Genomic DNA, 22,885 nt, shown 5'->3' with positions numbered 1-22,885 from the left:
CAAAAAGAGCACCTTAGGGTGCTCTTTGTTTTTAAGCCTTTTAATTTCACCTGATTAAGGCGCTGTTAGCCTCATGTTCGGCAATGTTGCATCTGTCGGTGCCAAAGTGTTGCCCATCACTGCATTTCCACGCCAACTGTGCCGAATCCACCTGCCACTGTTTAGCGTTCTGCTTTAGGGACATGATCAATAGCATCTGTGGGTGTTGTTTGGAGAGTTCACTCACTTGATAGGTTAAAATGCTGTCTTTACTGGTTTGGGTCCGTACTAAAGTGAATTTATTGCCGGCGTATTGACTGCTGATTTTACTGGGATCCTTGGACCAATCTTGATGTTGCTTCTGGGCGATGCGCAGTTGCTGATTGAAATGGCTCACTGGCTGAACGGCATAGGAAACAATAATGGGTTGTAATGCTTGGGCTTTAGGTGCCAGCATTAAGCCATTGAGGGCGAGTAGGGCAATTAGTCCAAAAAATTTCATACAAACCTCATTGAAACGAAACGGCTTAGCCAGATCTGAGGCATCTAGGCTCAGCAGTATTGACTCATTGGTAAGTTCGACTCGTTTTTAAGGCTCAAGTTTCAACGCGGTGTAAATTTTGTGATTACTGCATCGCTAATTGGTCAGACATAGTCTGGTAATCGATAAGATCCACATGCTCCGTCACCCTATGATTGAGCATATCTAGCTTAAGGCTGGTCACCCCTGGTATCGCCACATCGATAATTTTCCCGGGTTTACCGAATTGCTCGCCCGGCCCCTTGAAGTGGTAGTTACCTATCATCACCACTAATGAACCCGCGTTATACATATGTTCGACGTTGAACTCATATTCCAGCACGCCCTCATGGGCGCGCTCTAAAAAATCAATAATAAAGCGTCCACCAGTGTATTTACGGTTAGCGGTTTTGTCGAAGAAAACACTGTCGCGGTTATAGAACTTTCTGAGGGTCTTGTAATCGTGTTCAGTCAACGCATTCATATATTTTATGGCTAACTGCTGTTCCTGCGGCATTTCACCTGAGTTGGCTTGTGCCGCAGCTGGATTGAGGGCTAGGACAAAAATGAAACACCAAATAAGACACAATATTCGCAAACTATTCCCTCTTGGTTTTGAGATCAAAGGCTGGTAACGACAGATGCCATTTGATTGCGCTTAAGCGGATAATCAATACAGAGGTCATTGCCAGAAACAGCGCCGTTTTTTCCCCCATACCGTAGTTCAAACTGACGGTATAGCCAATACCACCCATAATGGATGCGGTAGCATAGATTTCTGTGCGTAACACCATAGGGATTTGTCTACACAGTAAGTCTCGAATAATGCCTCCTCCCACGCCCGTGATCAAGCCCATCACAACGGCAATCATGCCACTCAATCCCATGTTGAGGGCTTTTTCGGCGCCAATGACAGTAAATAGTGCTAAACCTAGGGCATCGGCTACGGGTAAAGTGTACTGCGACATCTTGCGTGGACGCCGCACTAACAGTAAGCAAGCTAACACGGTTGCGAGTATGACTATGATGTAGTTGGGATCGCGGATCCAAAAGACGGGTGTTGCTCCTATCAGTGCATCACGGATACTGCCGCCGCCAATGGCCGTTACTGAGGCGAGTACAATAACCCCAAAGGGGTCCATTCTGTGGCGACCCGCGGCGAGTGCGCCGGATAATGCAAATACGGCTGTGCCACATAAATCAAAGAAATAGATCCAATGACTCATTTACTCATCTCTTTGATATGAATGTTCAATGCATCTACAGAGATACGGATTTCGATCACGGATAAAATCAGCGAGTAGAGTAGCAGTAACAAACTAGCACCAAAGATCACTGAGCCGGTTTTGTTAAAACCGATATAAATAAAAATCATGCACAGTACGCACAGGGCAAAACTGGACACGCCCGCTTCCTGCATTCTTCGAATAATACGGATCCGTTGGCTAAGGTTTTTAATTTGGTCCTTATGAACGGGTTTCTCTCCGTTACTTAGGGTGCGGATCAATGCGGCAAGAGCAAAAAAACGATTAGTATAAGCCAATAATAACAATGATATAGCTGGAAATAACAAGGCAGGAGTTGTTAGTGAAACGTGCATATTTTCGAGCATGGTAGTCAGCCTTTAACTTCACGTTAAGATAATGCGGCATCATATCACAGGCTTTGTAACCAACGTAAACCCGCCCAAAGCAATGGCAAGAGGATGATAAAGCTAAACCAAATAGCACAGGCCCTAGAGGTGAGTTTCAGTGCAGGTGTAATGGTATCGCTTGTTGGTAGTGGGCCATGGCTGATCCTGGCGATATCGATGCGTTGGCCTGCCAGTTTCTGTGGCCCGCCAAGCTCAATTTTTAAAATGCTGGCGACAAGGTTTACACTCAGTACATAGCCCCGCAGCGCAGGGTGATTCTTTGGAATATGAAAGAGCTTGACTAAGGCGCGAGGACCGCCCTGGATGGCGATTGAGAGACTCCAAAGCCAAGCTGGGATGGCGAGCAGTACAGTTGATAAGCTATTGACTGTTCGGCAAAAGTATTGATACTGCGGCTGTATCGGCGGCCAACTGAGTTCCAGTTGTTTAATCATACGTACCGCAAGCACCATAGGTGCACCGGCAATGGCAAAAAAGAAAATCGTCGAAGCAGTACCATAAATAGGGGCCGTCGATAGCTTTTCTATGGTCGCCTTGGCGAGGCCCACGGTCGATAGGCTGTCGGTATCGCGGATGACCCAGGGTTGGAGTAACTTTTTTGCGCTGGCATTATCTTGACGTTTGAGTGCTTTAGCGATTTCATCAGCAACTTGGCTAAAACCGGCGTCACCTAGGCATAGATAAAGGACTATGAATTCGAAAAACCACGGGAATGCCGCGAGTTCGAGCAAAAAAGTAACAATGGCCCAAAATGGAAACACGAGCAGCAGCATGGCTAAAAAGCCCGCCGTAGCCTGTTGACTCGGGGAGCGTTCAGGTCGATTTACTTTGGCTGCAAGTTGTTTCGCTAAATGGGTAAACCAAATGAGTGGCTGCATTTCCCGGGGCAGGGGAGCTAAGCGAGCGAGCAGTAGGGCGAAGAAAAGTACCAAAAAGCCCTCAAACAAAGCCCCATCAATTTCGACAAGCTGTTGATAAAAAGAACTGTGCATTCGGTACTTTCCGCTGAAATTGTTAGTTTACTAAGCTTGGCTGTAATTGCTCGAGCAATAACATCACCATCAACGCCGAGTGGTAACCCGCTTTAACAAGGTAAGCGTCGAAGTCCACGGGTGAATCATTGTTAGCATTATCAGAGAGTGAGCGGATCACTACAAATGGCACACCAAACTGATGGCAAACTTGAGCAATTGCCGCGCCTTCCATTTCACAGGCGGCCATAGTTGGGAAGTTTTTCAACATGGCTTGGGTGCGAACAGGATCGCAAATAAAGCTATCGCCGGTACAAATTAATCCTTCAATGGCTTTGACTTCACCTAACTGGGCAATGGCTTTGTTGGCCGCTTCTACTAGGTATGGTGCAGGAATAAAGGCCGCGGGTTGCTGCGCCATCTGGCCAATTTCGTAACCAAAGGCCGTGACATCCACATCGTGGTGGCGTACTTCCGATGAAATCACAATATCACCAATGGCAAGACTATCGACAAACCCTCCGGCAGAACCTGTGTTGATCACCGCATCCGGTGCATATTTCTCAATGAGTAGAGTGGTGGCGATACTGGCGGCGACTTTACCTATGCCAGAGCGAGTGACCACTACGTCTTTGCCTGCGAGAGTGCCAGCGATAAATTCAATTCCGGCAATGGTTTGCGATGATGCATTTGTCATAGCCGCAATAAGATGTGCCACTTCTGGCTCCATTGCACCAATAATACCAATTTTCATGGGAGACCTTTTTAATTCAACACGTAAGAGTGGGACTGCAGAATGTCGGCTAATATAGCACAGTTATGCTTTGGCGTTATTGTGGGATTGCGATTGCTTGATAGGGGTAGGGTAAAACGCGCGGCGGGTAAAAAAATGCGCACCCTAAGGTGCGCCAAAATTCACAAGCAAATGGTATGGACTCGTGGGGACGAGTCCGAAACTCACAGGTATAGCGGTACAACAAAAACAGTTAATCCAAATAGTTAAGAATACCTTGGGCAGCATCACGACCTTCGGCAATGGCAGTCACCACTAAGTCTGAACCGCGCACCATATCACCGCCAGCAAATACCTTAGGATTGGTGGTTTGGAATGGATTGTCGGCCAGTTTACTCGCCTTAACACGACCCCATTGATCCAGTTCAATGCCGTAATCGGCAAACCATGGCGCTGGGCTAGGTTGGAAGCCGAAGGCGATAATGATTGCATCGGCTTCGAGTAGCTGTTCGCTACCTTCGATGACTTCGGCCCGTTGACGGCCACTCGCATCGGCTTTACCCATCACAGTTTCGACACATTCGACACCGAGCACTTTGCCATCTTGGGTTTTAATCGCCACGGGCTGACGATTAAACAGGAAGTTAACCCCTTCTTCCCGCGCATTTTGCACTTCTCGGCGAGAGCCAGGCATATTTGCCTCGTCACGACGGTAAGCACACACTACGCTGCTGGCGCCCTGTCTGACTGCGGTGCGAACACAGTCCATTGCGGTATCCCCACCGCCTAAAACCACCACTCTTTTCCCTTCGAGGTTGAGATAAGGGGTTTCTGGATTTGAGGTGCCCATTAAATGGTGAGTATTACCAATTAAATAGGGTAGGGCTTGATAGACGCCTTGGGCCTCTTCGCCCTCAAGGCCCGCTTTCATCGCGGTATAAGTGCCCATGCCGAGGAATACAGCGTCGTATTCTTCGAGCAGTTTAGTAAATGGGATGTCTTTACCGACAGTGACACCGAGTTTGAATTCAATGCCCATGCCTTCTAATACGCTGCGACGGGTCGCCATGACGGCTTTGTCGAGCTTAAAAGACGGAATACCGTAGGTGAGTAAACCACCAATTTGGGGGTATTTATCAAAGACAACGGCTTTTACCCCATTACGGGCGAGTATGTCGGCGCAGCCGAGACCCGCAGGGCCAGCACCTACTATGGCCACCCGCTCAGGGCGTGGGGTGACTTTGCTCATATCGGGACGCCAGCCTTGGGCGATAGCGGTATCGGTAATATATTTTTCAACATTACCTATGGTCACGGCGCCAAAGTCATCATTTAAGGTACAAGCACCTTCACAAAGCCTATCCTGAGGACACACACGGCCACAGATTTCGGGCAGAGTGTTGGTCTCATGCACTAAATCCGCCGCTTCCATGATGCGGCCCTGCTCCGCAAGCTTGAGCCAGTTAGGAATATAATTGTGTAGTGGACACTTCCACTCGCAATAGGGATTACCGCAATCTAAACAGCGATCCGCTTGCTCTGCCACCTGAGGCTGAGCAAAAGGCTGATAAATCTCAATAAACTGAGTTGCACGCTTTGCCGCAGGGTGTTTGGTGGGGTCCTTACGACCCACTTCAATAAATTGAAAATCATTACTCATGCGCCATTACCCCGCTTTTACGACTAATTCTGGGTTTGATTGCTCTAGTTTGAGCAGATCTGCAACCGCAATATTTTTAGGTTTAACTAATACAAAGCAATCCAACCAGTTACCAAAATCACTTAGGATCATCTTGGCATGCTCACTGCCCGTTTCGGCAACATGGGCTTCAATTAAGCCTTTTAAATGCTGTTGATGAATCGGGGATTCCAGCTTTTGGGTATCGACAAGCTCAGTGTTGACTCTGCGATTAAAGCGGCCGAATTGGTCGAACACATAAGCAAAGCCGCCTGTCATCCCGGCACCGAAGTTCACCCCGGTTTTACCAAGGACAACCACAATACCGCTGGTCATGTATTCACAACCGTTATCGCCGAGTCCTTCAACCACGGCAATCGCGCCCGAATTGCGCACCGCAAAACGCTCGCCCGCTTGACCCGCCGCGAAGAACTTACCGCCAGTTGCGCCATAGAGACATGTATTACCGACAATGGCGCTACGCTCGCTTTGGAATGGACTGCCCAGTGGCGGATAAATCACAATTTTACCGCCAGACATGCCTTTACCTACGTAGTCGTTAGCATCGCCGCAAAGTTTTAGTTCAAGGCCTGGGCTGTTCCATACGCCAAAGCTTTGGCCTGCACTGCCGTTAAAGCTCAGCTTGACTGGTGCTTTCGTGCCTTTAACGCCGAGCGTGCTAGCAATATAACCGGACAGTCTTGCCCCCACTGAGCGGTCGGTGTTATTGATGCTGTAAGCCGCATCGAAACACTCGCCCTTATCGACCGCGCTTTGGCACTCGTTGAGCAGATGTTGATTGAGTAGCCCTAAATCCGCGGGGGGATTGGTTTCTTGCCATGTGCGTGATGTGCTGGCTTTGACCTTAGGCTGATACAGGATCGGCGCTAAATCGAGTCCGCGTTGCTTATCGGTTTGGCCTTCTAAGGTATGTAGCCACTCACTACGGCCGACAAGGTCCTCAAACTTGCTGACCCCTAGGGTCGCCATCCACTCACGCACTTCCTCGGCGACAAATTCAAAGTAAGTCATCACTCGCTCTGGCAAGCCGTGATAATGGTTGTCTCGCAGATTTTTATCTTGAGTTGCCACGCCTGTCGCACAGTTATTTAAATGGCAAATGCGCAGGTATTTACAGCCAAGGGCAATCATAGGCACTGTGCCAAAACCAAAGCTTTCAGCACCGAGCAGTGCCGCTTTGATGACATCGGTCCCCGTTTTTAAACCGCCATCGACCTGAAGGCGAATTTTATGACGTAGGCCATTTTCAACCAAGGATTGATGCACTTCGGCTAAACCCAGCTCCCAAGGGCTGCCCGCATATTTCACCGAGGTGATAGGGCTGGCACCCGTGCCGCCATCGTAACCAGAAATGGTGATCATATCCGCATAGGCTTTGGCCACGCCGGTGGCGATAGTGCCTACGCCGGGTTCTGACACGAGTTTCACTGAAATCAGTGCTTTAGTGTTGATTTGTTTCAGATCGAAAATCAGCTGCGCTAAATCTTCGATAGAATAAATATCGTGGTGCGGTGGAGGTGAAATCAGTGTCACTCCGGGACGTGCGTGGCGCAGACCCGCAATTTCAACACTCACTTTGTGACCGGGTAACTGGCCACCTTCGCCGGGTTTTGCCCCTTGGGCGACTTTAATCTGTAACACATCGGCATTGACTAAATAATGGGCCGTGACCCCAAAGCGCGCTGAGGCAATCTGTTTAATTGCAGAGTTGCGCTCAGTATTAAAGCGGCGTGCATCTTCACCGCCTTCACCCGAGTTAGAGCGGCCGCCTAAGCGGTTCATCGCAATGGCTAATGCTTCATGGGCTTCAGGGCTTAAGGCGCCAATACTCATGGCCGCGCTATCAAAGCGAGGATAGAGTTGTGATGCTGCTTCTACATCGGCGATATCAATCGATGCCTGCGCACCCTTAATACCGATTAAGTCACGCAGTGTGGCTACAGGGCGATTGTCGACGAGTTCAGCAAATTTTTTATAGATAGCAAAGTTCTTGTCTTTCAATGACGCTTGTAAGGTGTTGACCACATCAGGGTTGAAACAGTGGTATTCACCGCCTTCAACGTATTTCAGCAAGCCACCCTGGGGGAGTGGTATGTGGGCGCGGTAAGCGGCCTTGTGCAGTAGCGCTTGGTCTTGAGCGATTTCGGCAAAGCCTGCGCCTTCGATGCGGCTGATCACGCCCTTAAAGCACAGTTCAATCACATCACTGGCAATGCCGATGGCTTCAAATTGCTGGCTACAGCGGTAAGAACCCACTGTGCTGATCCCCATTTTGGACATGATCTTACGCAGCCCCTTTTCAATGCCATAACGGAAATTCAGCATTAAGGCCGTAGTGTCGGCAAGATCATGGCGCTTAGCGAGATCTGAGATCGATTCATACACTAGGTATGGATAGATAGCCGTAGCCCCAAAGCCGAGCAGTACGGCAAAGTGGTGCGGATCCCGCGCAGAAGCGGTTTCAACAATGATGTTGGTATCACAGCGTAGGCTCTTATTTACCAGCATTTGTTGCACAGCGCCCACCGCCATCGCTGCGGGGATTACCTGTGCAGACTTGCCAATGGCGCGGTCAGATAGAATCAGTAATGTGGTTCCGCTGCGGGCCAAACGTTCGGCTTCTGAGGTGATGCGACGAATGGCGTTTTCGAGCCCTTCCTGGGGATCATAATTTAAATCGACGATATTGGCGCGATAGTAAGTGCTATCTAGGCCAAGCAACTGATTAAAATCGCTGAATAATAAAATGGGCGAGTTGAACATCACGCGATAAGCGTGCCCTGTGGTTTCATTAAACAGATTCTGTTCGCGGCCGATACAGGTCGCCAACGACATCACGTGTTTTTCACGCAGTGGATCGATAGGCGGGTTAGTGACCTGGGCAAATTTTTGTCTGAAATAGTCATACATTGAGCGAGATTTTTTCGACAGCACGGCCATTGGGGTATCGTCACCCATGGAGCCCGTGGCCTCTTCACCCTGTTTAGCGAGAACCCAAATAACCTGCTCTAATTCTTCGCGGGTATAGCCAAATTGCTTTTGATATTGCAGCAATTGCTCGCTACTCAGTTCACTGGCACCGTGTTGCTCTGTGGTGAGTTGTTCTGCTGGGACCAAAGTGCGACTGTTTTTTGCCATCCATTCTTTATAGGGGTGACGACGCTTAAGATCGTTATCGATTTCAAAGGATTGATATAGGCGACCATTCAAAGTATCGAGCACTAATAACTCGCCGGGCCCAACACGGCCTTTTTCGATCACTTCATCGGCGGCATAATCCCAAATACCGACTTCGGAGGCTAAGGTCAAAATACGATCTTTAGTGATCACATAACGCGATGGACGTAGACCGTTGCGGTCAACGGCACAGGCAGCATGGCGACCGTTGGTCATAACTATGCCCGCTGGACCATCCCAAGGCTCCATATGCATAGAGTTAAAGTCGTAGAAGGCTTTTAATTCGTCATCCATTTCTGGATTACTTTGCCAAGCAGGCGGGATCAATAGGCGCATGGCACGGTATAAGTCCATGCCACCGGATAACAGCATTTCCAGCATGTTATCTAGGGAAGACGAGTCCGAACCCGTTTCATTCACAAAGGGCGCAGCCTGTTGCAAGTCAGGTAACAGTGGTGAATTAAACTTATAGGCACGGGCGCGTGCCCATTGACGGTTACCCGTAATAGTATTGATTTCACCATTATGGGCTAAATATCTAAAGGGTTGAGCGAGTGGCCATTTAGGGGATGTGTTCGTTGAAAAGCGCTGGTGGAACAGGCAAATAGAGCTTTTTAGACGAATGTCAGCCAGGTCGGGATAAAAGGCGGGCAGATCCACAGGCATCATCAGGCCTTTGTAGACTATGACTTGGCCTGAAAGGCTCGCGACATAAAAATCTTTATCGTCAGTAATTTGCTGTTCTAAACGGCGGCGAGCCATGTAGAGACGACGTTCAAGATCTTTCTCACGCCAGCCAATGGGGGCGTTGATCAGCACTTGATAAATTTGTGGCAGGCTAGCCTTGCCGATCTCTCCGAGCACATCGGGATTTACGGGGACCTTGCGCCAGCCCGCAATGCTCAGGGTTTCACGCTCGAGTTCGCGCTCAAGGATAAACTTAGCTTGGTCGGCCAGTTCTTCATCTTGACTTAGAAACAGCATACCTACAGCAAACTTGCGGCTTAAATGCCAATCATTTTCCGCTGCAATCGCTTCAAAAAACTGTACGGGCAGTTGCATCAATAAACCACAGCCGTCACCAGTGCGACCGTCGGAGGCGATACCGCCACGGTGCTTCATGCGATCGAGGCCATGGATAGCCGTGCGCACGATACGATGGCTGGCTTCACCATCCATTTGTGCTATCAACCCAAAACCACAATTGTCCCGCTCAAAACTGGGATGATATAAGCTCATACAAAAACCTCCCTAGACCTCAACTAATTACTACTCGGGGAGAAATGTAAAGACTTTCTATAGATATGCACCCGAACCACCCAAATTAGCCTGAGATTCACTAAAGGTCAAACCAAAATTTTGCATAAAATATGGATATTAATTCATGTTTTATACACAAATCACAATTGGCTTACGTTAACGTTAACTGATAAAAGTGCCGTATAACATTATGAATAAAAAGAATTTTAAAAATAACAACACTCATGGTTTACCAAAGTGTAACATTAGGGCTGATTGTTTTTGATTTAGAAATAGTGATTTTTATTGCAAATACAGTGATAGATTAAAAATTTAAAATAAGTGAATTGTTATTCCTTTTTGGCGTGAGGCGAGTCACAAAGTGTAAATGAAATGGGAACTGTGGCTCAGGTTATTGCCGCCAGTGCTGACTATCGAGCAGGAATTTGACTTGTCGCTAAAACATTAAGGTCAGCTTTGTTTATAATAGGATTTTTATTTTGTTTAACCCGCATTTTTCTTTGCAATTTGTGGTTTTATCTTGGTTATTTTAAATGAAACGATATGAAATTTGGTGGATGACGTAATGGGGCTCGATGCATATGTCAACACATTCGGCGCCGTGTGTAAGGCTAAATATGGTGAGCGGTTGCGTAAGCTAACGATAGATGCCCAATTCACTTGCCCTAACCGAGATGGCACCCTTGGGCGTGGAGGGTGCACTTTTTGCAATGTCGCTTCTTTTAGCCACCAGGTGGCCCAAGAGCTGAGTATCACAGAGCAACTCTCGCAGGGGAAAATACGTTACCGTGAAGCAAAGCCGAAACAAAATGCAGATAAATTTATTGCTTATTTTCAAGCCTATACTAGTACCTATGGTGAGTATCAAGTGCTGATGGATAAGTACGATGAGGCCGTGGGGGACGGTGATATTGTCGGCCTTTGTGTCGGCACGCGACCCGATTGTGTGCCCGATGAAGTGCTTGATTTACTAGTGAACTATCAAAAGAAAGGGCTCGATGTTTGGTTGGAGTTAGGGCTACAAACGGCAAACGATGCAACGTTACACAAGATTAACCGTGGCCATGATTTTGCCTGTTACTGTGATACGGTTGCTCGGGCGAGGGGACGTGGCCTTAAAGTATGTACTCATCTTATCCTTGGCTTGCCAGATGAAACCCATGATGATGTTATGGCAACACTAACAGCCGTACTGAAACAAGGTGTTGATGGGTTTAAATTGCATCCTCTCCACATTGTTGAAGGTAGCACTATGGCTAAAGCTTGGCGAAGCGGGCGTTTGCCGCTGCTCACGATAGAAGAGTATGCATCGAGCGTTGGAGAATTTATCCGGCATACACCAAAAGATATCATTTTTCATCGAGTCACTGCTTATGCGAAAAAACCTATGTTATTAGCGCCCGATTGGTGTGCCTATCGCTGGAATGGTTTAGTGGCGATTGTGGATAATTTGCAGCGTTTGGGTGGACAAGGGGATGCATTAGAGGGACGATGATAAGCACTGCATTTGGCTATGAATGCGACAAATTGACGGCATTTACTTATTTAAATAGTTGATTTTTTGTTAAATTGAAGCCTTGTTGGACAACAAATGCCGCTATAAGTTGCACAGACAATTTTAGTGGGTATCATGTCATAAACTCATTTTAAGCTTTGGACTACTTAAGGGGGGCCTAGATGGCCACAGTTGAATTAGAAGCAATCCTAGACCTCAATACTCTGGAACAGTACTGTAGTGCCATTGGCGCGGGAACATTACTCAAGAGTGTGGTGTTATTTGAGCAATTAATGCCTGAATATGTGGGGAATCTAGTAAAGGCTAACGATGCTGCAGACAAAGATACCCTCTGCTCTGAAGCCCATAAATTTAAAGGGGCTGCGGGATCCGTTGGTCTAAAACGTATTCAGCAAATTGCCCAGTTATTGCAGCACGGCGAAGAAGCGCGTTGGGATGTTGAACACGGCTCTTGGGTCGCCCAGATCGTTGAGTTTGCCAGTGCCGATTTACAGCAGCTCAAGTTATTCCTACAGGCTAAGGCTTAATCCATTAGTTTGATCGCCATTGGCGCAGTGATTATCTAAATTCTGAGTAAGCTGCGCCAACTCATCTGTTTATTTCCCCTCTAAAATAGGCTGTTGTTCCTGCAAACTGCTGTGTGCTGCCTGCCTCTGTCTGTGTATTACGGAATATCGATTCTGCTCACAGTCTTGATAACTAATACCAGCTTATTGTTGTTCACTTGTGGTAGAGTAGATTTAATTTTCTAATCCATAACCTTAGTGGCAATCGATAAAATGAAAAGCTTACCTAGCCTAAAAAATTTATTTTATTTGGTAAATCTCCATCAGGAACAAAATTTTAACCGCGCCGCTAAGGTGTGTTTTGTCAGTCAATCAACCTTGTCTAGCGGTATTCAAAATTTAGAAGAGCAGCTTGGACACCAGTTGATTGAGCGGGACCATAAGTCCTTTATGTTTACCGCTATTGGTGAGGAAGTCGTGCAGCGTTCCCGTAAAATTCTCACCGATGTGGATGACTTGGTCGAGCTGGTTAAGAATCAAGGCGAGCCGATGACGGGGGATATACGTTTAGGCTGTATTCCCACCATAGCCCCATTTTTATTGAGCCGGGTTGTGCGTCAATGCCAACAGACTTACCCTGCGATGAGTCTATTGCTAAAGGAAGATACGACTGAGCGTTTACTGGACGCATTAGGCAAAGGGGAGTTGGATTTATTGATACTAGCATTGCCGGTAGATACCAGTGGCTATCACAGTATGAAGGTGGGAATCGATCCCTTTAAAATGGTGATCCATAAAGATCTCGCGGGTGGTATTCATCAACCCATTGATTATCAAGCTTTGCCGGACGAGAGCATATTTCTATTACAGAGTGAGCATTGCATTACGGGTCATGCCATTACTGCTTGCCAACTTGGTGATAGCGCTAAGGTCAATCCCTTTGCGGCGACGAGTTTGCACACCTTAGTGCAGATGGTGAACAGCAAACTCGGTACAACTTTCTTACCGCAAATGGCCATAGATGCAGGGATCTTAAATGATACCGATCTCGTGGTGATGACACCGCCGGGTGAAGCGCCTTACCGGGATATTGGCTTAGTCTGGCGGCAAACGACCAGTCGTATTTTAACCTTCCGAACTTTAGGCCTAATGATCCAAAAGTTGCTGGCTAAAGATACGGAATAATAACCTATAGCCAACCTGGCTCAAGATGTTGAAACTTTTCACTCAAAGTCGCTTACGACTCACTTAATGCCATTTGTGAGCAAAGGATTTAGAAGGGGGAGCGGATTATACCAATCGTATTGGTACTAAAGGGGGGAAACACCAAACACTTCAATAGAGTGTTGTTTTCCCTTGAGTTTAACTGGCCCTAGATGGGTTAGACGATACTCACTATTCGGATTATCTAAGCGTCCTGCCAATGCACCTGATATCAACATACGTTGCCCGAGGGGATTACACTGATCTTGCAGTCTCGCTAAGGTGTTGAGTACGTCACTAAAGAAGCTAATTTCTTGTTTTTGCACGCCAACAACCGCCGCTACCACTTGCCCACAGTGGGCCGCCGCCTTGAACTTAGGCACAAAACCGTAGTGCTCTTCAAAATAACGTCTTTGCCAATTGAGCTGCTGGCTAAACTCAAAATAGATATTCATGCAGCGATCGTGTACCACACCTTCTTCCAATGGCCAATGGATGAGCACTGCATCGCCCATATAACGATAAATTTCGGCTTCGTTGTTCGTTACCGTATCCGAAAGTAGGCTAAAACTGTCTTGAATTAAACGACTAAAGCGATAATCTCCGAGGGATTCAGCATGTGTGGTTGAGGCAACCATATCTAAATAAAGGAATAAACGCTGTTCATAGCGGGGTTTGTGGTATTTACCCAATCCAATGTTGAGCAAAATACGTGGCCCCACTAGGAGTGCCATTTGTTCGACAAAGGCTAAACTCACACGCACAACGACTAAATATACAATTAAGGCTTGGAACGAAGGGCTGTACAGAATATGTGCCGTCAGCATCTGTCTTAAGGTCGACATATGGTTTTCAATGGCCCACATATTTAAAAACTGGGTCATGTACGCCAAAGTCGTCGCACCTAATAACAGGAATAATCCTTTAAAAATAACGGAAAATACATAGGGTAGGCGATTGATGGCACTGAAATCGGCAATGAGGTTTGACATCCAATGCAGGCTACCGAAGATAATTCCCATGTAAACTGCAAGTGTCGCGAGATCGGCAGAGCCTACCGCCCATTGGGGCAGTTCGGGTGACTGTGCATATCGAAAAAACACGAAAGCAGCCATGGCAATCGCCCAAGCTAATATTGCAAAAAGAAGTTTTTTCGCTTGTCTACGTGTTCTCACTACTCGCTTTTTATCCGGATACGGCCATTATTTCGGGATGCCGTAGTTTATAGAAAATCATCACTAAAGTACCAGTGATATTTGTGATCTGGATCAATACAAGTCTATATTGCTACGAAAATTTAACCAAAAACCTTATTAAGTATCATTGCTGTAAAAGCTGTTTTTAAATAGAAGCCGCGGGGGTTGGTCATTTTAAGGTTGCCGTCCTCGTCAATGCTTTGGGTTAGTGCCTTACTATTGGCCGCTTTAGGGCGCAATTGTAATACTTCACCGTGGCGGGCGGTGAGCTTTTCAACCCGACCTAGGGCGATAAGTTCCATAATTTCTTCCCAGTCCTGTTGTAATAGCTCTAGCTCCTGCGGATCTGGCTCCCACAGGACCGGTGTCCCTATTCGTCGCTCACCAACAGGGATTTGCCGTTCTCCCTCTACGGGAACCCAAAGTACCCGTTGCAACTTGTGACACACTAAACTGTTTTGCCAAGTGAGCCCTTCGATGTTAATTAGCGGAGCGACGCATACATAAGTCGTTTCGAGTGGTTTTCCCTGCGCATCGATAGGAATCGTCTTAAGCTCAACGCCTAAATGTAAAAAAATCCTGTTCCGGCTTTGAACCCGCAGTAGCCCCTAGCTCCATTTCAACTAACTGACCGATCCAGCCCTTATCATGTTTAAGATCCTTGGGGACGGGAATGCCTCTCTGGGCGGCAATTTGGGCCAAGCTAATGCCCGCCATCATATGGGCGCGCTCGAGTAACTCGGTAAGATTCTGGGGAGGAATTATGGGTTTCATACGGGAATTTTACTGAAAAATAAGCGCTTAGCAACAGAGGTTAAAAAATGAACTGCGCAGAAGGCGTGCGAGATTTAATTGGTAGTTAATTCTAACAATATGATTTAGTTGGTTATATAAAGTTAATTTCTCTCTTTTGTGAAAAGTGTTCAAAGTTACTCTCGGCTTTCCCTTGCATTTCCCACATAGTTATCCACAGATATTATGGATAACTCCTGAAAACCGCCTCCTTAACCCAATAAAAAATGCAAGTCAATGGTAAAAACCGTCCTTATCTACCCTAAATGTGGACAGTTTTTTGTGTGTTCTGTGTATAACATTGGCACTGATTTAATAAATAATCACCATAACCGTTATGGGTTAAAAAATAACCTTTAATGTTATTTCATACATTAAGCTGCAGGTTGTTTTGTCCAACTTATTGGATTTAAATTATATTTTTCCAATTTAGTAAAAAGGGGAAATTGAACTTAATTGACATTTTTTGAACGATCTAACAAGTTTACGGGAGTTTCAAACAGAGATATCCACAGAAAATGTGGATATCCCCCATTTGTCAGCCCTTGCTTTGTTGATAAATATGAGTAGGTGGTTTATTTATCCAAAGCTCGGCTTAAAATAGAGGTTTGCTGAGAGACTAGCTTTATGAAACAATCGGTTTATTAAAATTTATCCTTATACGGAGTCCATGTGATTGATAGCGACGGCTTTCGCGCAAATGTGGGCATAATAATTTGTAACAGATACGGCCAAGTCATGTGGGCCAGACGCTTCGGTCAACACTCATGGCAATTCCCCCAGGGTGGTGTCGACGATGGTGAGTCGGCGGAGGAGGCTATGTACCGTGAGTTATACGAAGAAGTGGGCCTAAGACCCGAGCATGTACATATATTAACTTCGACTCGCTCTTGGTTAAGGTATCGTTTGCCAAAGCGTTTAGTGAGGCAAGATAGTAAACCTGTGTGTATTGGGCAAAAGCAAAAGTGGTTTCTGTTACAACTGAAAAGCCAAGACAGTGCGATTAATTTGAGTTCTTCGGGACATCCTGAGTTTGACGATTGGCGTTGGGTAAGTTATTGGTATCCTGTACGGCAAGTCGTCTCATTTAAGCGTGATGTTTATCGTAAGGTAATGAAAGAGTTTGCGGTAACGGCATTGTCATTCCAGACCCAAGAAATACCGAGAAAGCGGGGAAGGCAAAAGGCAACAGGCTGATTTTCAAAAGAGGATTGAAAACAGTGTTAAATACGCTCAGGGATATCACCCAGGCAGTGGCATCTGCCCATAGTCTAGAAACCGCATTAGAAGTCTTAGTTTCATCGACAAAAGCAGCGATGGAAACCCAATGCTGCTCAGTTTATATCCTAGAGCAGCAGGAACTCGTATTATCTGCAACCGACGGCCTTGAAAAAAGTGCCGTCGGCCGAGTGCGTATGCCCCTCAGCCAAGGATTAGTCGGTTTAGCCGCCGAACGAGAAGAAGCCGTTAATTTAGCTGATGCCCGTTTGCATCCGCGCTTTAAACTCTTTCCTGAAGTGGCCGAAGAGGAATACCGCGCCTTTTTAGCTGTACCTATCATCTACCAGAAAGCCGTTGTTGGCGTTATCGTTGTCCAGCAAGCGAGTGCCCGTCAGTTTAGTGAGGGTGAAGAAGCCTTTTTGATGACGCTTGCAGCTCAGTTAGCTATGGCGGTGCGCGGCTTAAAACAAAAGGCACAGGTGAGTTCACATCACCAACAGATTCTTTTTCAAGGTACTTCTGCCTCGAATGGCATCGCCATTGCCCATGCCTTTGTTCTGGGCGGGGAAATTTCCCTAGAGCAGCCCGATATACGTTGCCAAGATATCGCACTGGAGTCTAGCCGATTAGTCGCCGCAATGGCGCGGTGCAAAGAGGCCATTGGCGCCTTATCCCAACGATTCGATCGTGAACAGGATGAAGAAGTCGTCTCTATCTTTAATGCGTTGCAGCTGTTGCTCGATGATGCCAGCTTAGGTGGAGAATACGCCCGTGAAATTCAGTTGGGATGGGAGGCTGAATCCGCAGTCAGCCGAGTGTCCCTTAGGTACATCCAGCAGTTTCTGGCCATGGAGGATCCCTACCTCAAAGAACGTGCTAGCGATATTCGTGACCTTGGGCAAAAGGTATTGAGGCAGCTGATTGAGCCGGAGCGTTTAGAACTTGAGCCCGATAAGCCCGTTATCTTAGTGACCCGTGAAGCCGATGCGACTATGTTGGCAGAATTTCCAAGGCAAAAGCTGGCGGGGATTGTGACTGAGCTTGGTGGCGTTAATTCCCATGCCGCTATTCTTGCTCGGGCGCTGGGTGTGCCAGCGATAACGGGTGTTGAGCAGCTATTATCCGCCGATATAGATCAAAAACTTTTAGTGGTTAACGCCAGTCGTGGGCAGTTGATGGTGTCACCATCCCCCGCGATTGTCAGTGAATATCGCAGTTTGATTTCGGCGCAAAAAGCCCTGCAGCGTCAATATGCTCAGGAGCTATCTTTACCTTCAGTAACGACGGATGGCTCTCGTATCCGTCTGTATTTAAACGCAGGTTTGCTCAGTGGTGTTGCCTCTGAAATTGCCGAAGGCGCCGATGGTATTGGTCTCTACCGCACTGAGATCCCTTTTATGTTGCAACAACGATTCCCGAGTGAATCTGAGCAAGTGAAAGTATATCAGCAGGTGTTATTGGCGGCGTCTGGTCGGCCTGTCGTGATGCGTACCTTAGATGTGGGCGGTGATAAACCTTTACCCTATTTTCCGATTAAAGAAGATAACCCTTTCCTCGGGTGGCGGGGTATTCGGTTGTCACTCGATCACCCTGAACTATTTTTAGTGCAGTTAAGAGCCATGCTGCTGGCTGGGGCGCAAGGGCGGCAATTGAGCATTTTACTGCCTATGGTCAGTAATTTAGATGAAATTGATCAGTCCCTTGAATATTTACAACAGGCGTTTATTGAATTAAAAAATGACGTCAATAGCGCGATTGTCATGCCTAGAATAGGCATAATGCTTGAGGTTCCTGCGCTGTTATACCAACTCGATGAAGTGGCTAAACGTGTCGATTTTGTTTCCGTTGGTAGTAACGATCTAACTCAATATCTGTTAGCCGTCGACCGTAATAACCCTAGAGTAAGCTCATTATTCGATAGCTACCACCCAGGGATTTTACGGGCATTACATCAGGCCCATCTCGATTGTCGTTACCATAAACTCGATATTAGTATTTGTGGTGAATTGGCGGGCGAGCCTATGGGGTCAATCCTATTGGTGGCCATGGGGTATAATCAGCTGAGCATGAACCAAGGTAGCCTAGCACGCATCAATTACCTGTTGCGCCGAGTGGCTCGCGCTGATTTAGACCAATTGCTGGCACAGGCTTTAAGCCTATCCAATGGCTTTCAAGTGCGTGAGCTAGTTAAAGAATATTTGAACTCTCAGGGCCTAGGGACAATTCTTAATTAACTAAAGTTATTTTTTGCTTTAAGCTAAGGCTTCAATTTATCACGCTGTAGGTGCTCGTGTGGATAGTTTGCTGTCGGTGTTCTTTATTTGCTTGGCTTTAGGCGCTTTTGTCGGTTTTATGGCGGGGTTACTGGGCATCGGTGGTGGTTTAATTGTCGTGCCCGCACTGCTTTATATCTTACCTTCGGTAGGTATCACTTCAGCTCAGTTACCCCATATTGCGATTGCCACTTCCCTTGCGGCAATTATTTTAACCTCAATTTCCTCCGCCAGAGCGCACCATAAGCGTGGCAATGTGCCCTGGGGGCTGTTTCGAACCATGTTGCCTGGGATTATTCTCGGCGCCTTGATGTCAGGCTTTATTGCCGAACAAATCCCGGCTGCGACCCTCAGGCAAGGATTTGCGGTGTTTGTGATGTTAATGGCGATTCAAATGGCTTACCCCTTTAAAGCCGAATCAAACCGAGAACTGCCCAACTCGGCGATTTTGTTTGTGGTGGCAGTGATTATTGCCGCGATTGCAGGATTAATGGGGATTGGTGGCGGCGTCTTGTTAGTGCCGTTTTTAACCTATTTTGGCTTGCAGATGCGCTTAGCTGTGGGATTTTCCGCCGCGACGGGATTATTAATCTCCTTGTCGGGCAGCTTAGGGTATATAATCGCGGGCTTTAACGCGCCGGATCTCCCAGAGGGAACCTTAGGGTATATCTATTTACCTGCGCTATTTGGTTTAATCACAACCTCAATTTTAATGGCTCCAGTAGGCGTTAAGGCGGCAAGCACTTGGCCTACCTCAGTCCTTAAAAAAATATTTGCACTTTTACTCCTGTGTGTCGGTCTTAAGTTAATTCTGACTTAGTTTTTATTTTTACCTCTGCCTGAGGCTGCTAATGGATGTGTTATGGCGCTGAGTTTCCCCAATATCGATCCCGTGATTGTTAAATTGGGTCCCTTTGATCTTTTTGGACAAACCTTTGAGCCAGCCTTACGTTGGTATGGTTTTACTTATCTAGTGGGATTTGTCGCCGCTATGTGGCTACTCAATCGCCAGGCCGACCGCTCCAATGGTTTATGGACGAGGGAACAGGTTTCCGATCTGCTGTTTTATGGCTTTTTAGGGGTGATATTAGGCGGTCGCATTGGCTATGTACTCTTCTATCATTTCGATTACTTCCTCGCTAGCCCTATGTATTTATTTAAGATCTCAGAGGGCGGGATGTCCTTCCATGGCGGTTTAATGGGGGTGATTACCGCCATGGTTTATATCGCGTGGAAGCAAAAGCGCACCTTCTTTGCCGTCGCAGATATGGTGGCACCTGTGGTGCCAATAGGCTTAGGTGCTGGGCGTATTGGTAATTTTATCAATGGAGAGCTTTGGGGACGAGTGACAGATGTTCCTTGGGCCATAGTGTTTCCAAGCGGTGGACCTGAGCCACGTCATCCGTCGCAGTTGTACCAGTTTGCGCTCGAAGGCCTTGCCCTATTTCTGCTCTTATATTGGTTTAGCAAACGTACAAACAAAGTCGGTGCCGTGTCGGGAATGTTCTTACTCGGTTACGGTATTTTCCGTGTGCTGGTGGAAACAGTGAGACAACCCGATGCACAGTTGGGACTTTATTGGGGCTTTATGACAATGGGACAGATCCTATCTGTGCCAATGATTTTATTCGGTTTATATTTAATCTTTCGTCCACAGGGTAAGCAGTAATGCAACAGTATTTAGACTTAATGAAGCACATCTCAGCCGAAGGTGTGGATAAATCCGATCGCACAGGTACTGGCACTCGTTCGGTCTTTGGCTACCAAATGCGTTTCGATTTGAGTAAGGGGTTCCCCTTAGTGACCACTAAAAAGTGCCACATGCGCTCAATTATCCATGAGTTGTTGTGGTTCCTGAAGGGCGATACCAATATTGCTTATCTTCGTGAAAATAAAGTCAGTATTTGGGATGAATGGGCCGATGAAAAAGGCGACTTGGGGCCCGTTTATGGTGCACAGTGGCGCAGCTGGCCAACTCAGAGTGGCGATGCAATCGATCAAATCGCTCAGGTGATTGCGCAGATAAAATCCCAGCCCGATTCACGCCGTTTGATTGTATCGGCATGGAATGTGGGCGAGCTGGATAAAATGGCTCTGGCGCCTTGCCATGCATTTTTCCAATTTTTATGTTGCCGAGGGGAAATTATCTTGTCAGCTTTATCAGCGCAGCTGTGATGTTTTCCTTGGGTTGCCATTCAACATCGCAAGTTACGCACTACTGACCATGATGGTGGCTCAGCAATGCGATCTCGCCTTGGGGGATTTTGTATGGACTGGCGGTGATACGCATTTGTACTCCAATCATATGGAACAAACGGCGTTGCAGTTGAGCCGCGAGCCAAGACCTTTGCCTACCATGACCATACTGCGTAAACCCGCCTCTATCTTCGATTATCAATTCGAAGATTTCGAGCTGACCAACTACGATCCGCATCCGCATATCAAAGCTCCAGTCGCTGTCTAGTGGCGAAATAATCGACTAACACCTCGGAATTGCCGAGGTGTTTTGTCGAAACTATCGATTATACTTGTTGTTTCTCTTCGTCTACACTCAGTCCATTATGATTTTTTGGAGTGCAAGATGGAAAAAGCAATTAGAAACTTTCTGAGCCAAGAATCGGCGGGGGGCATCCTATTATTGGTTGCTGTTGCCCTAGCCATGTTGATGGCGAATTCTCCTTTATCTGGGCTTTACCAAGGATTTTTAGGCACAGACGTACAAGTTAAAATTGGCGAGCTCGATATTCATAAGCCGTTAATTCTGTGGATCAACGATGGCCTGATGGCTGTATTCTTTTTGCTTATTGGTTTGGAGGTCAAACGCGAATTGCTCGAAGGAGCGTTGTCGAGTGTTACTCAAGCTTCCTTACCCACCTTTGCTGCAATTGGTGGCATGATTGCTCCTGCAGGGATCTATCTGTTGTTCAACTATGGCGATCCTGTAACACAGGCGGGGTGGGCGATTCCTGCTGCAACGGATATTGCGTTTGCTTTAGGTATTATGGCGCTGCTTGGGAGCCGCGTTCCCGTTTCACTGAAAGTCTTCTTACTTGCTTTAGCTATTATCGATGACTTAGGCGTCATAGTGATTATCGCGCTGTTCTACAGCACAGACCTATCAACCATCAGTTTAGTGATTGCCAGTTTAGCGATTGCGGGACTAGTTGGGTTAAACCGCAAAGGGGTCACCTCACTTTTACCCTATGGCATCTTAGGATTAATCCTTTGGGTCGCCGTACTTAAGTCAGGAGTGCATGCGACTCTGGCTGGCGTCATCATCGCTTTCTGCATTCCATTACGGGCAAAGGATGGCAGCTCACCTTCAGAAGGCTTAGAGCACAGTTTGCACCCTTGGAGCACCTTCTTCATTCTGCCAGTGTTCGCTTTCGCTAATGCGGGTGTTTATGTCGGCAATATGAATTTGGAGACGTTAATTTCTCCGGTACCTGTCGGTATTGCACTGGGCCTGATGTTAGGTAAGCCCATTGGTGTGATGGTGTTTAGCTATATTGCGGTAAAACTTAAACTCGCTCAGTTACCCGATGGCGTAGGTTGGAAGCAAATTGCCCCAGTCGCGGCCATGTGCGGTATTGGTTTTACTATGTCTATGTTTATTGCGTCGTTAGCTTTTGAACATGCAGACCCTATGTACGGTGACTTAGCACGCCTAGGCACCTTAATGGGGTCGATTCTAGCAGCCTTAGTTGGGTATTTCTGGCTATCAAAAGTGTTACCTAAAAAAGGAGTATGACTATGATAAAGTTGAAATTAATAGGAATAACTGCACTCTTAAGCTTATCTTCAACTGTGATGGCATCTCAAATTGATGCCTGCAATAAAGACGTGGCGTCACGGACCTGCCAGAGCTACCTTGAAGGTATAGTCGATGGTGCTTTGATGTTTAAATCAGAAGCATTAGGCGCAAGACTCGAAACCAACGGTTATCAGTCGCGCGCGCTGAAATACCGTGGTGGCAAGCGTTTTCAAGAAGCAAATCGCACCTATTGCGCCAGTCGTATCCCCAATCGCGATACTTTAGTCTTGGGGGTGACAGAAGCCGTCAGTACTGGGACCGCAGCCGATCTAGAACAATTACAGGATATAGTGATTAACTTATTGGATTGTCAGCGTTTAAAATAGCCACTAGGATTCAGATAGCTGAGCGCTATGGTGAATCTTTACAAT

18 protein-coding genes and 2 pseudogenes are annotated in these 22,885 nt (G+C 46.9%); 10 read left to right on the top strand and 10 right to left on the bottom strand.

The window, feature by feature from the left end:
• Positions 1–46: 46 nt before the first annotated feature.
• The 8 genes from SOHN41_RS13590 to gltB form a co-directional block, all read right to left on the bottom strand.
• On the bottom strand, positions 47–481 hold the full coding sequence (locus tag SOHN41_RS13590) for a hypothetical protein (RefSeq protein ID WP_007649951.1): 435 nt from the start codon (positions 479–481) through the stop codon (positions 47–49).
• Between the two features lie 124 nt (positions 482–605).
• Positions 606–1,097, bottom strand: a complete 492-nt coding sequence (locus tag SOHN41_RS13585) for a nuclear transport factor 2 family protein (RefSeq protein ID WP_007649949.1) — start codon at positions 1,095–1,097, stop codon at positions 606–608.
• A 1-nt stretch (position 1,098) separates the two neighbouring features.
• A complete protein-coding gene (locus SOHN41_RS13580) occupies positions 1,099–1,725 on the bottom strand; it encodes a trimeric intracellular cation channel family protein (protein WP_007649945.1) in 627 nt (208 codons plus the stop codon).
• Positions 1,722–2,099, bottom strand: a complete 378-nt coding sequence (locus SOHN41_RS13575) for a DUF2721 domain-containing protein (RefSeq protein ID WP_037459213.1) — start codon at positions 2,097–2,099, stop codon at positions 1,722–1,724. The genes SOHN41_RS13580 and SOHN41_RS13575 overlap by 4 nt, the downstream gene beginning before the upstream one ends.
• A gap of 56 nt (positions 2,100–2,155) precedes the next feature.
• Complete coding sequence (locus SOHN41_RS13570) at positions 2,156–3,145, bottom strand: cobalamin biosynthesis protein CobD/CbiB (RefSeq protein ID WP_007649942.1); 990 nt, start codon at positions 3,143–3,145, stop codon at positions 2,156–2,158.
• A 22-nt stretch (positions 3,146–3,167) separates the two neighbouring features.
• On the bottom strand, positions 3,168–3,878 hold the full coding sequence (locus tag SOHN41_RS13565) for a 5'-methylthioadenosine/adenosylhomocysteine nucleosidase (RefSeq protein WP_007649941.1): 711 nt from the start codon (positions 3,876–3,878) through the stop codon (positions 3,168–3,170).
• A gap of 232 nt (positions 3,879–4,110) precedes the next feature.
• Positions 4,111–5,517, bottom strand: a complete 1,407-nt coding sequence (locus tag SOHN41_RS13560) for an FAD-dependent oxidoreductase (protein WP_007649940.1) — start codon at positions 5,515–5,517, stop codon at positions 4,111–4,113.
• A 6-nt stretch (positions 5,518–5,523) separates the two neighbouring features.
• Positions 5,524–9,972 (bottom strand): glutamate synthase large subunit, encoded by a 4,449-nt coding sequence (gltB, locus tag SOHN41_RS13555; RefSeq protein WP_007649938.1) that lies wholly within the window; start codon positions 9,970–9,972, stop codon positions 5,524–5,526.
• Between the two features lie 586 nt (positions 9,973–10,558).
• On the opposite strand from gltB, the gene SOHN41_RS13550 reads away from it, so the two are divergent.
• The 3 genes from SOHN41_RS13550 (at position 10,559) to oxyR (ending at position 13,200) form a co-directional block, all read left to right on the top strand.
• A complete protein-coding gene (locus SOHN41_RS13550) occupies positions 10,559–11,488 on the top strand; it encodes a TIGR01212 family radical SAM protein (protein ID WP_007649932.1) in 930 nt (309 codons plus the stop codon).
• A gap of 182 nt (positions 11,489–11,670) precedes the next feature.
• Positions 11,671–12,036, top strand: coding sequence for an Hpt domain-containing protein (locus SOHN41_RS13545; protein WP_007649930.1), 366 nt, complete (start codon positions 11,671–11,673; stop codon positions 12,034–12,036).
• A 252-nt stretch (positions 12,037–12,288) separates the two neighbouring features.
• On the top strand, positions 12,289–13,200 hold the full coding sequence (oxyR, locus tag SOHN41_RS13540) for a hydrogen peroxide-inducible genes transcriptional activator OxyR (protein WP_007649928.1): 912 nt from the start codon (positions 12,289–12,291) through the stop codon (positions 13,198–13,200).
• Between the two features lie 125 nt (positions 13,201–13,325).
• Here oxyR and SOHN41_RS13535 read toward each other — a convergent pair whose 3' ends face one another.
• The gene (locus SOHN41_RS13535; protein ID WP_007649926.1) at positions 13,326–14,333 is read right to left on the bottom strand and encodes an adenylate/guanylate cyclase domain-containing protein; all 1,008 of its coding nucleotides are present in this window, start codon (positions 14,331–14,333) and stop codon (positions 13,326–13,328) included.
• A 182-nt stretch (positions 14,334–14,515) separates the two neighbouring features.
• A pseudogene (gene mutH / locus SOHN41_RS13530) lies at positions 14,516–15,188 on the bottom strand (DNA mismatch repair endonuclease MutH).
• Positions 15,189–15,878: 690 nt separating this feature from the next.
• Here mutH and rppH point away from each other — a divergent pair.
• The 7 genes and pseudogenes from rppH (at position 15,879) to SOHN41_RS13495 (ending at position 22,840) form a co-directional block, all read left to right on the top strand.
• Positions 15,879–16,403, top strand: coding sequence for an RNA pyrophosphohydrolase (gene rppH, locus SOHN41_RS13525; protein WP_007649917.1), 525 nt, complete (start codon positions 15,879–15,881; stop codon positions 16,401–16,403).
• 23 nt (positions 16,404–16,426) lie between these two features.
• Positions 16,427–18,661, top strand: a complete 2,235-nt coding sequence (gene ptsP, locus SOHN41_RS13520) for a phosphoenolpyruvate--protein phosphotransferase (protein ID WP_007649909.1) — start codon at positions 16,427–16,429, stop codon at positions 18,659–18,661.
• Positions 18,662–18,719: 58 nt separating this feature from the next.
• Positions 18,720–19,520, top strand: a complete 801-nt coding sequence (locus SOHN41_RS13515; RefSeq protein WP_007649908.1) for a sulfite exporter TauE/SafE family protein — start codon at positions 18,720–18,722, stop codon at positions 19,518–19,520.
• Between the two features lie 42 nt (positions 19,521–19,562).
• Positions 19,563–20,369, top strand: a complete 807-nt coding sequence (lgt, locus tag SOHN41_RS13510) for a prolipoprotein diacylglyceryl transferase (RefSeq protein WP_007649907.1) — start codon at positions 19,563–19,565, stop codon at positions 20,367–20,369.
• Positions 20,369–21,164, top strand: a pseudogene (gene thyA / locus SOHN41_RS13505) (thymidylate synthase). Before lgt ends, thyA begins: the two are co-directional and overlap by 1 nt.
• A gap of 117 nt (positions 21,165–21,281) precedes the next feature.
• Positions 21,282–22,451, top strand: coding sequence for a Na+/H+ antiporter NhaA (gene nhaA, locus SOHN41_RS13500; RefSeq protein WP_007649904.1), 1,170 nt, complete (start codon positions 21,282–21,284; stop codon positions 22,449–22,451).
• A gap of 2 nt (positions 22,452–22,453) precedes the next feature.
• Positions 22,454–22,840 carry a hypothetical protein gene (locus SOHN41_RS13495; RefSeq protein ID WP_007649903.1) on the top strand — a complete coding sequence of 129 codons (387 nt, stop codon included), beginning with the start codon at positions 22,454–22,456 and terminating at the stop codon, positions 22,838–22,840.
• Positions 22,841–22,885: the final 45 nt, after the last annotated feature.

The sequence above is a fragment of the Shewanella sp. HN-41 genome (assembly GCF_000217915.1).
Classification (GTDB): Bacteria; Pseudomonadota; Gammaproteobacteria; order Enterobacterales; family Shewanellaceae; genus Shewanella.
Note: the sequence above shows the minus strand (reverse complement) of the source record. Positions and strands in the feature narration are given on the sequence as shown.

What these genes read in the sequence shown, in the direction of transcription:
- SOHN41_RS13590 (WP_007649951.1), bottom strand. Translation starts at nt 481, where the DNA reads ATGAAATTTTTTGGACTAATTGCCCTACTCGCCCTCAATGGCTTAATG.
- SOHN41_RS13580 (WP_007649945.1), bottom strand. Translation starts at nt 1,725, where the DNA reads ATGAGTCATTGGATCTATTTCTTTGATTTATGTGGCACAGCCGTATTT.
- SOHN41_RS13575 (WP_037459213.1), bottom strand. Translation starts at nt 2,099, where the DNA reads ATGCACGTTTCACTAACAACTCCTGCCTTGTTATTTCCAGCTATATCA.
- SOHN41_RS13570 (WP_007649942.1), bottom strand. Translation starts at nt 3,145, where the DNA reads ATGCACAGTTCTTTTTATCAACAGCTTGTCGAAATTGATGGGGCTTTG.
- SOHN41_RS13565 (WP_007649941.1), bottom strand. Translation starts at nt 3,878, where the DNA reads ATGAAAATTGGTATTATTGGTGCAATGGAGCCAGAAGTGGCACATCTT.
- SOHN41_RS13560 (WP_007649940.1), bottom strand. Translation starts at nt 5,517, where the DNA reads ATGAGTAATGATTTTCAATTTATTGAAGTGGGTCGTAAGGACCCCACC.
- gltB (WP_007649938.1), bottom strand. Translation starts at nt 9,972, where the DNA reads ATGAGCTTATATCATCCCAGTTTTGAGCGGGACAATTGTGGTTTTGGG.
- SOHN41_RS13550 (WP_007649932.1), top strand. Translation starts at nt 10,559, where the DNA reads ATGGGGCTCGATGCATATGTCAACACATTCGGCGCCGTGTGTAAGGCT.
- SOHN41_RS13545 (WP_007649930.1), top strand. Translation starts at nt 11,671, where the DNA reads ATGGCCACAGTTGAATTAGAAGCAATCCTAGACCTCAATACTCTGGAA.
- oxyR (WP_007649928.1), top strand. Translation starts at nt 12,289, where the DNA reads ATGAAAAGCTTACCTAGCCTAAAAAATTTATTTTATTTGGTAAATCTC.
- SOHN41_RS13535 (WP_007649926.1), bottom strand. Translation starts at nt 14,333, where the DNA reads ATGGCTGCTTTCGTGTTTTTTCGATATGCACAGTCACCCGAACTGCCC.
- lgt (WP_007649907.1), top strand. Translation starts at nt 19,563, where the DNA reads ATGGCGCTGAGTTTCCCCAATATCGATCCCGTGATTGTTAAATTGGGT.
- nhaA (WP_007649904.1), top strand. Translation starts at nt 21,282, where the DNA reads ATGGAAAAAGCAATTAGAAACTTTCTGAGCCAAGAATCGGCGGGGGGC.
- SOHN41_RS13495 (WP_007649903.1), top strand. Translation starts at nt 22,454, where the DNA reads ATGATAAAGTTGAAATTAATAGGAATAACTGCACTCTTAAGCTTATCT.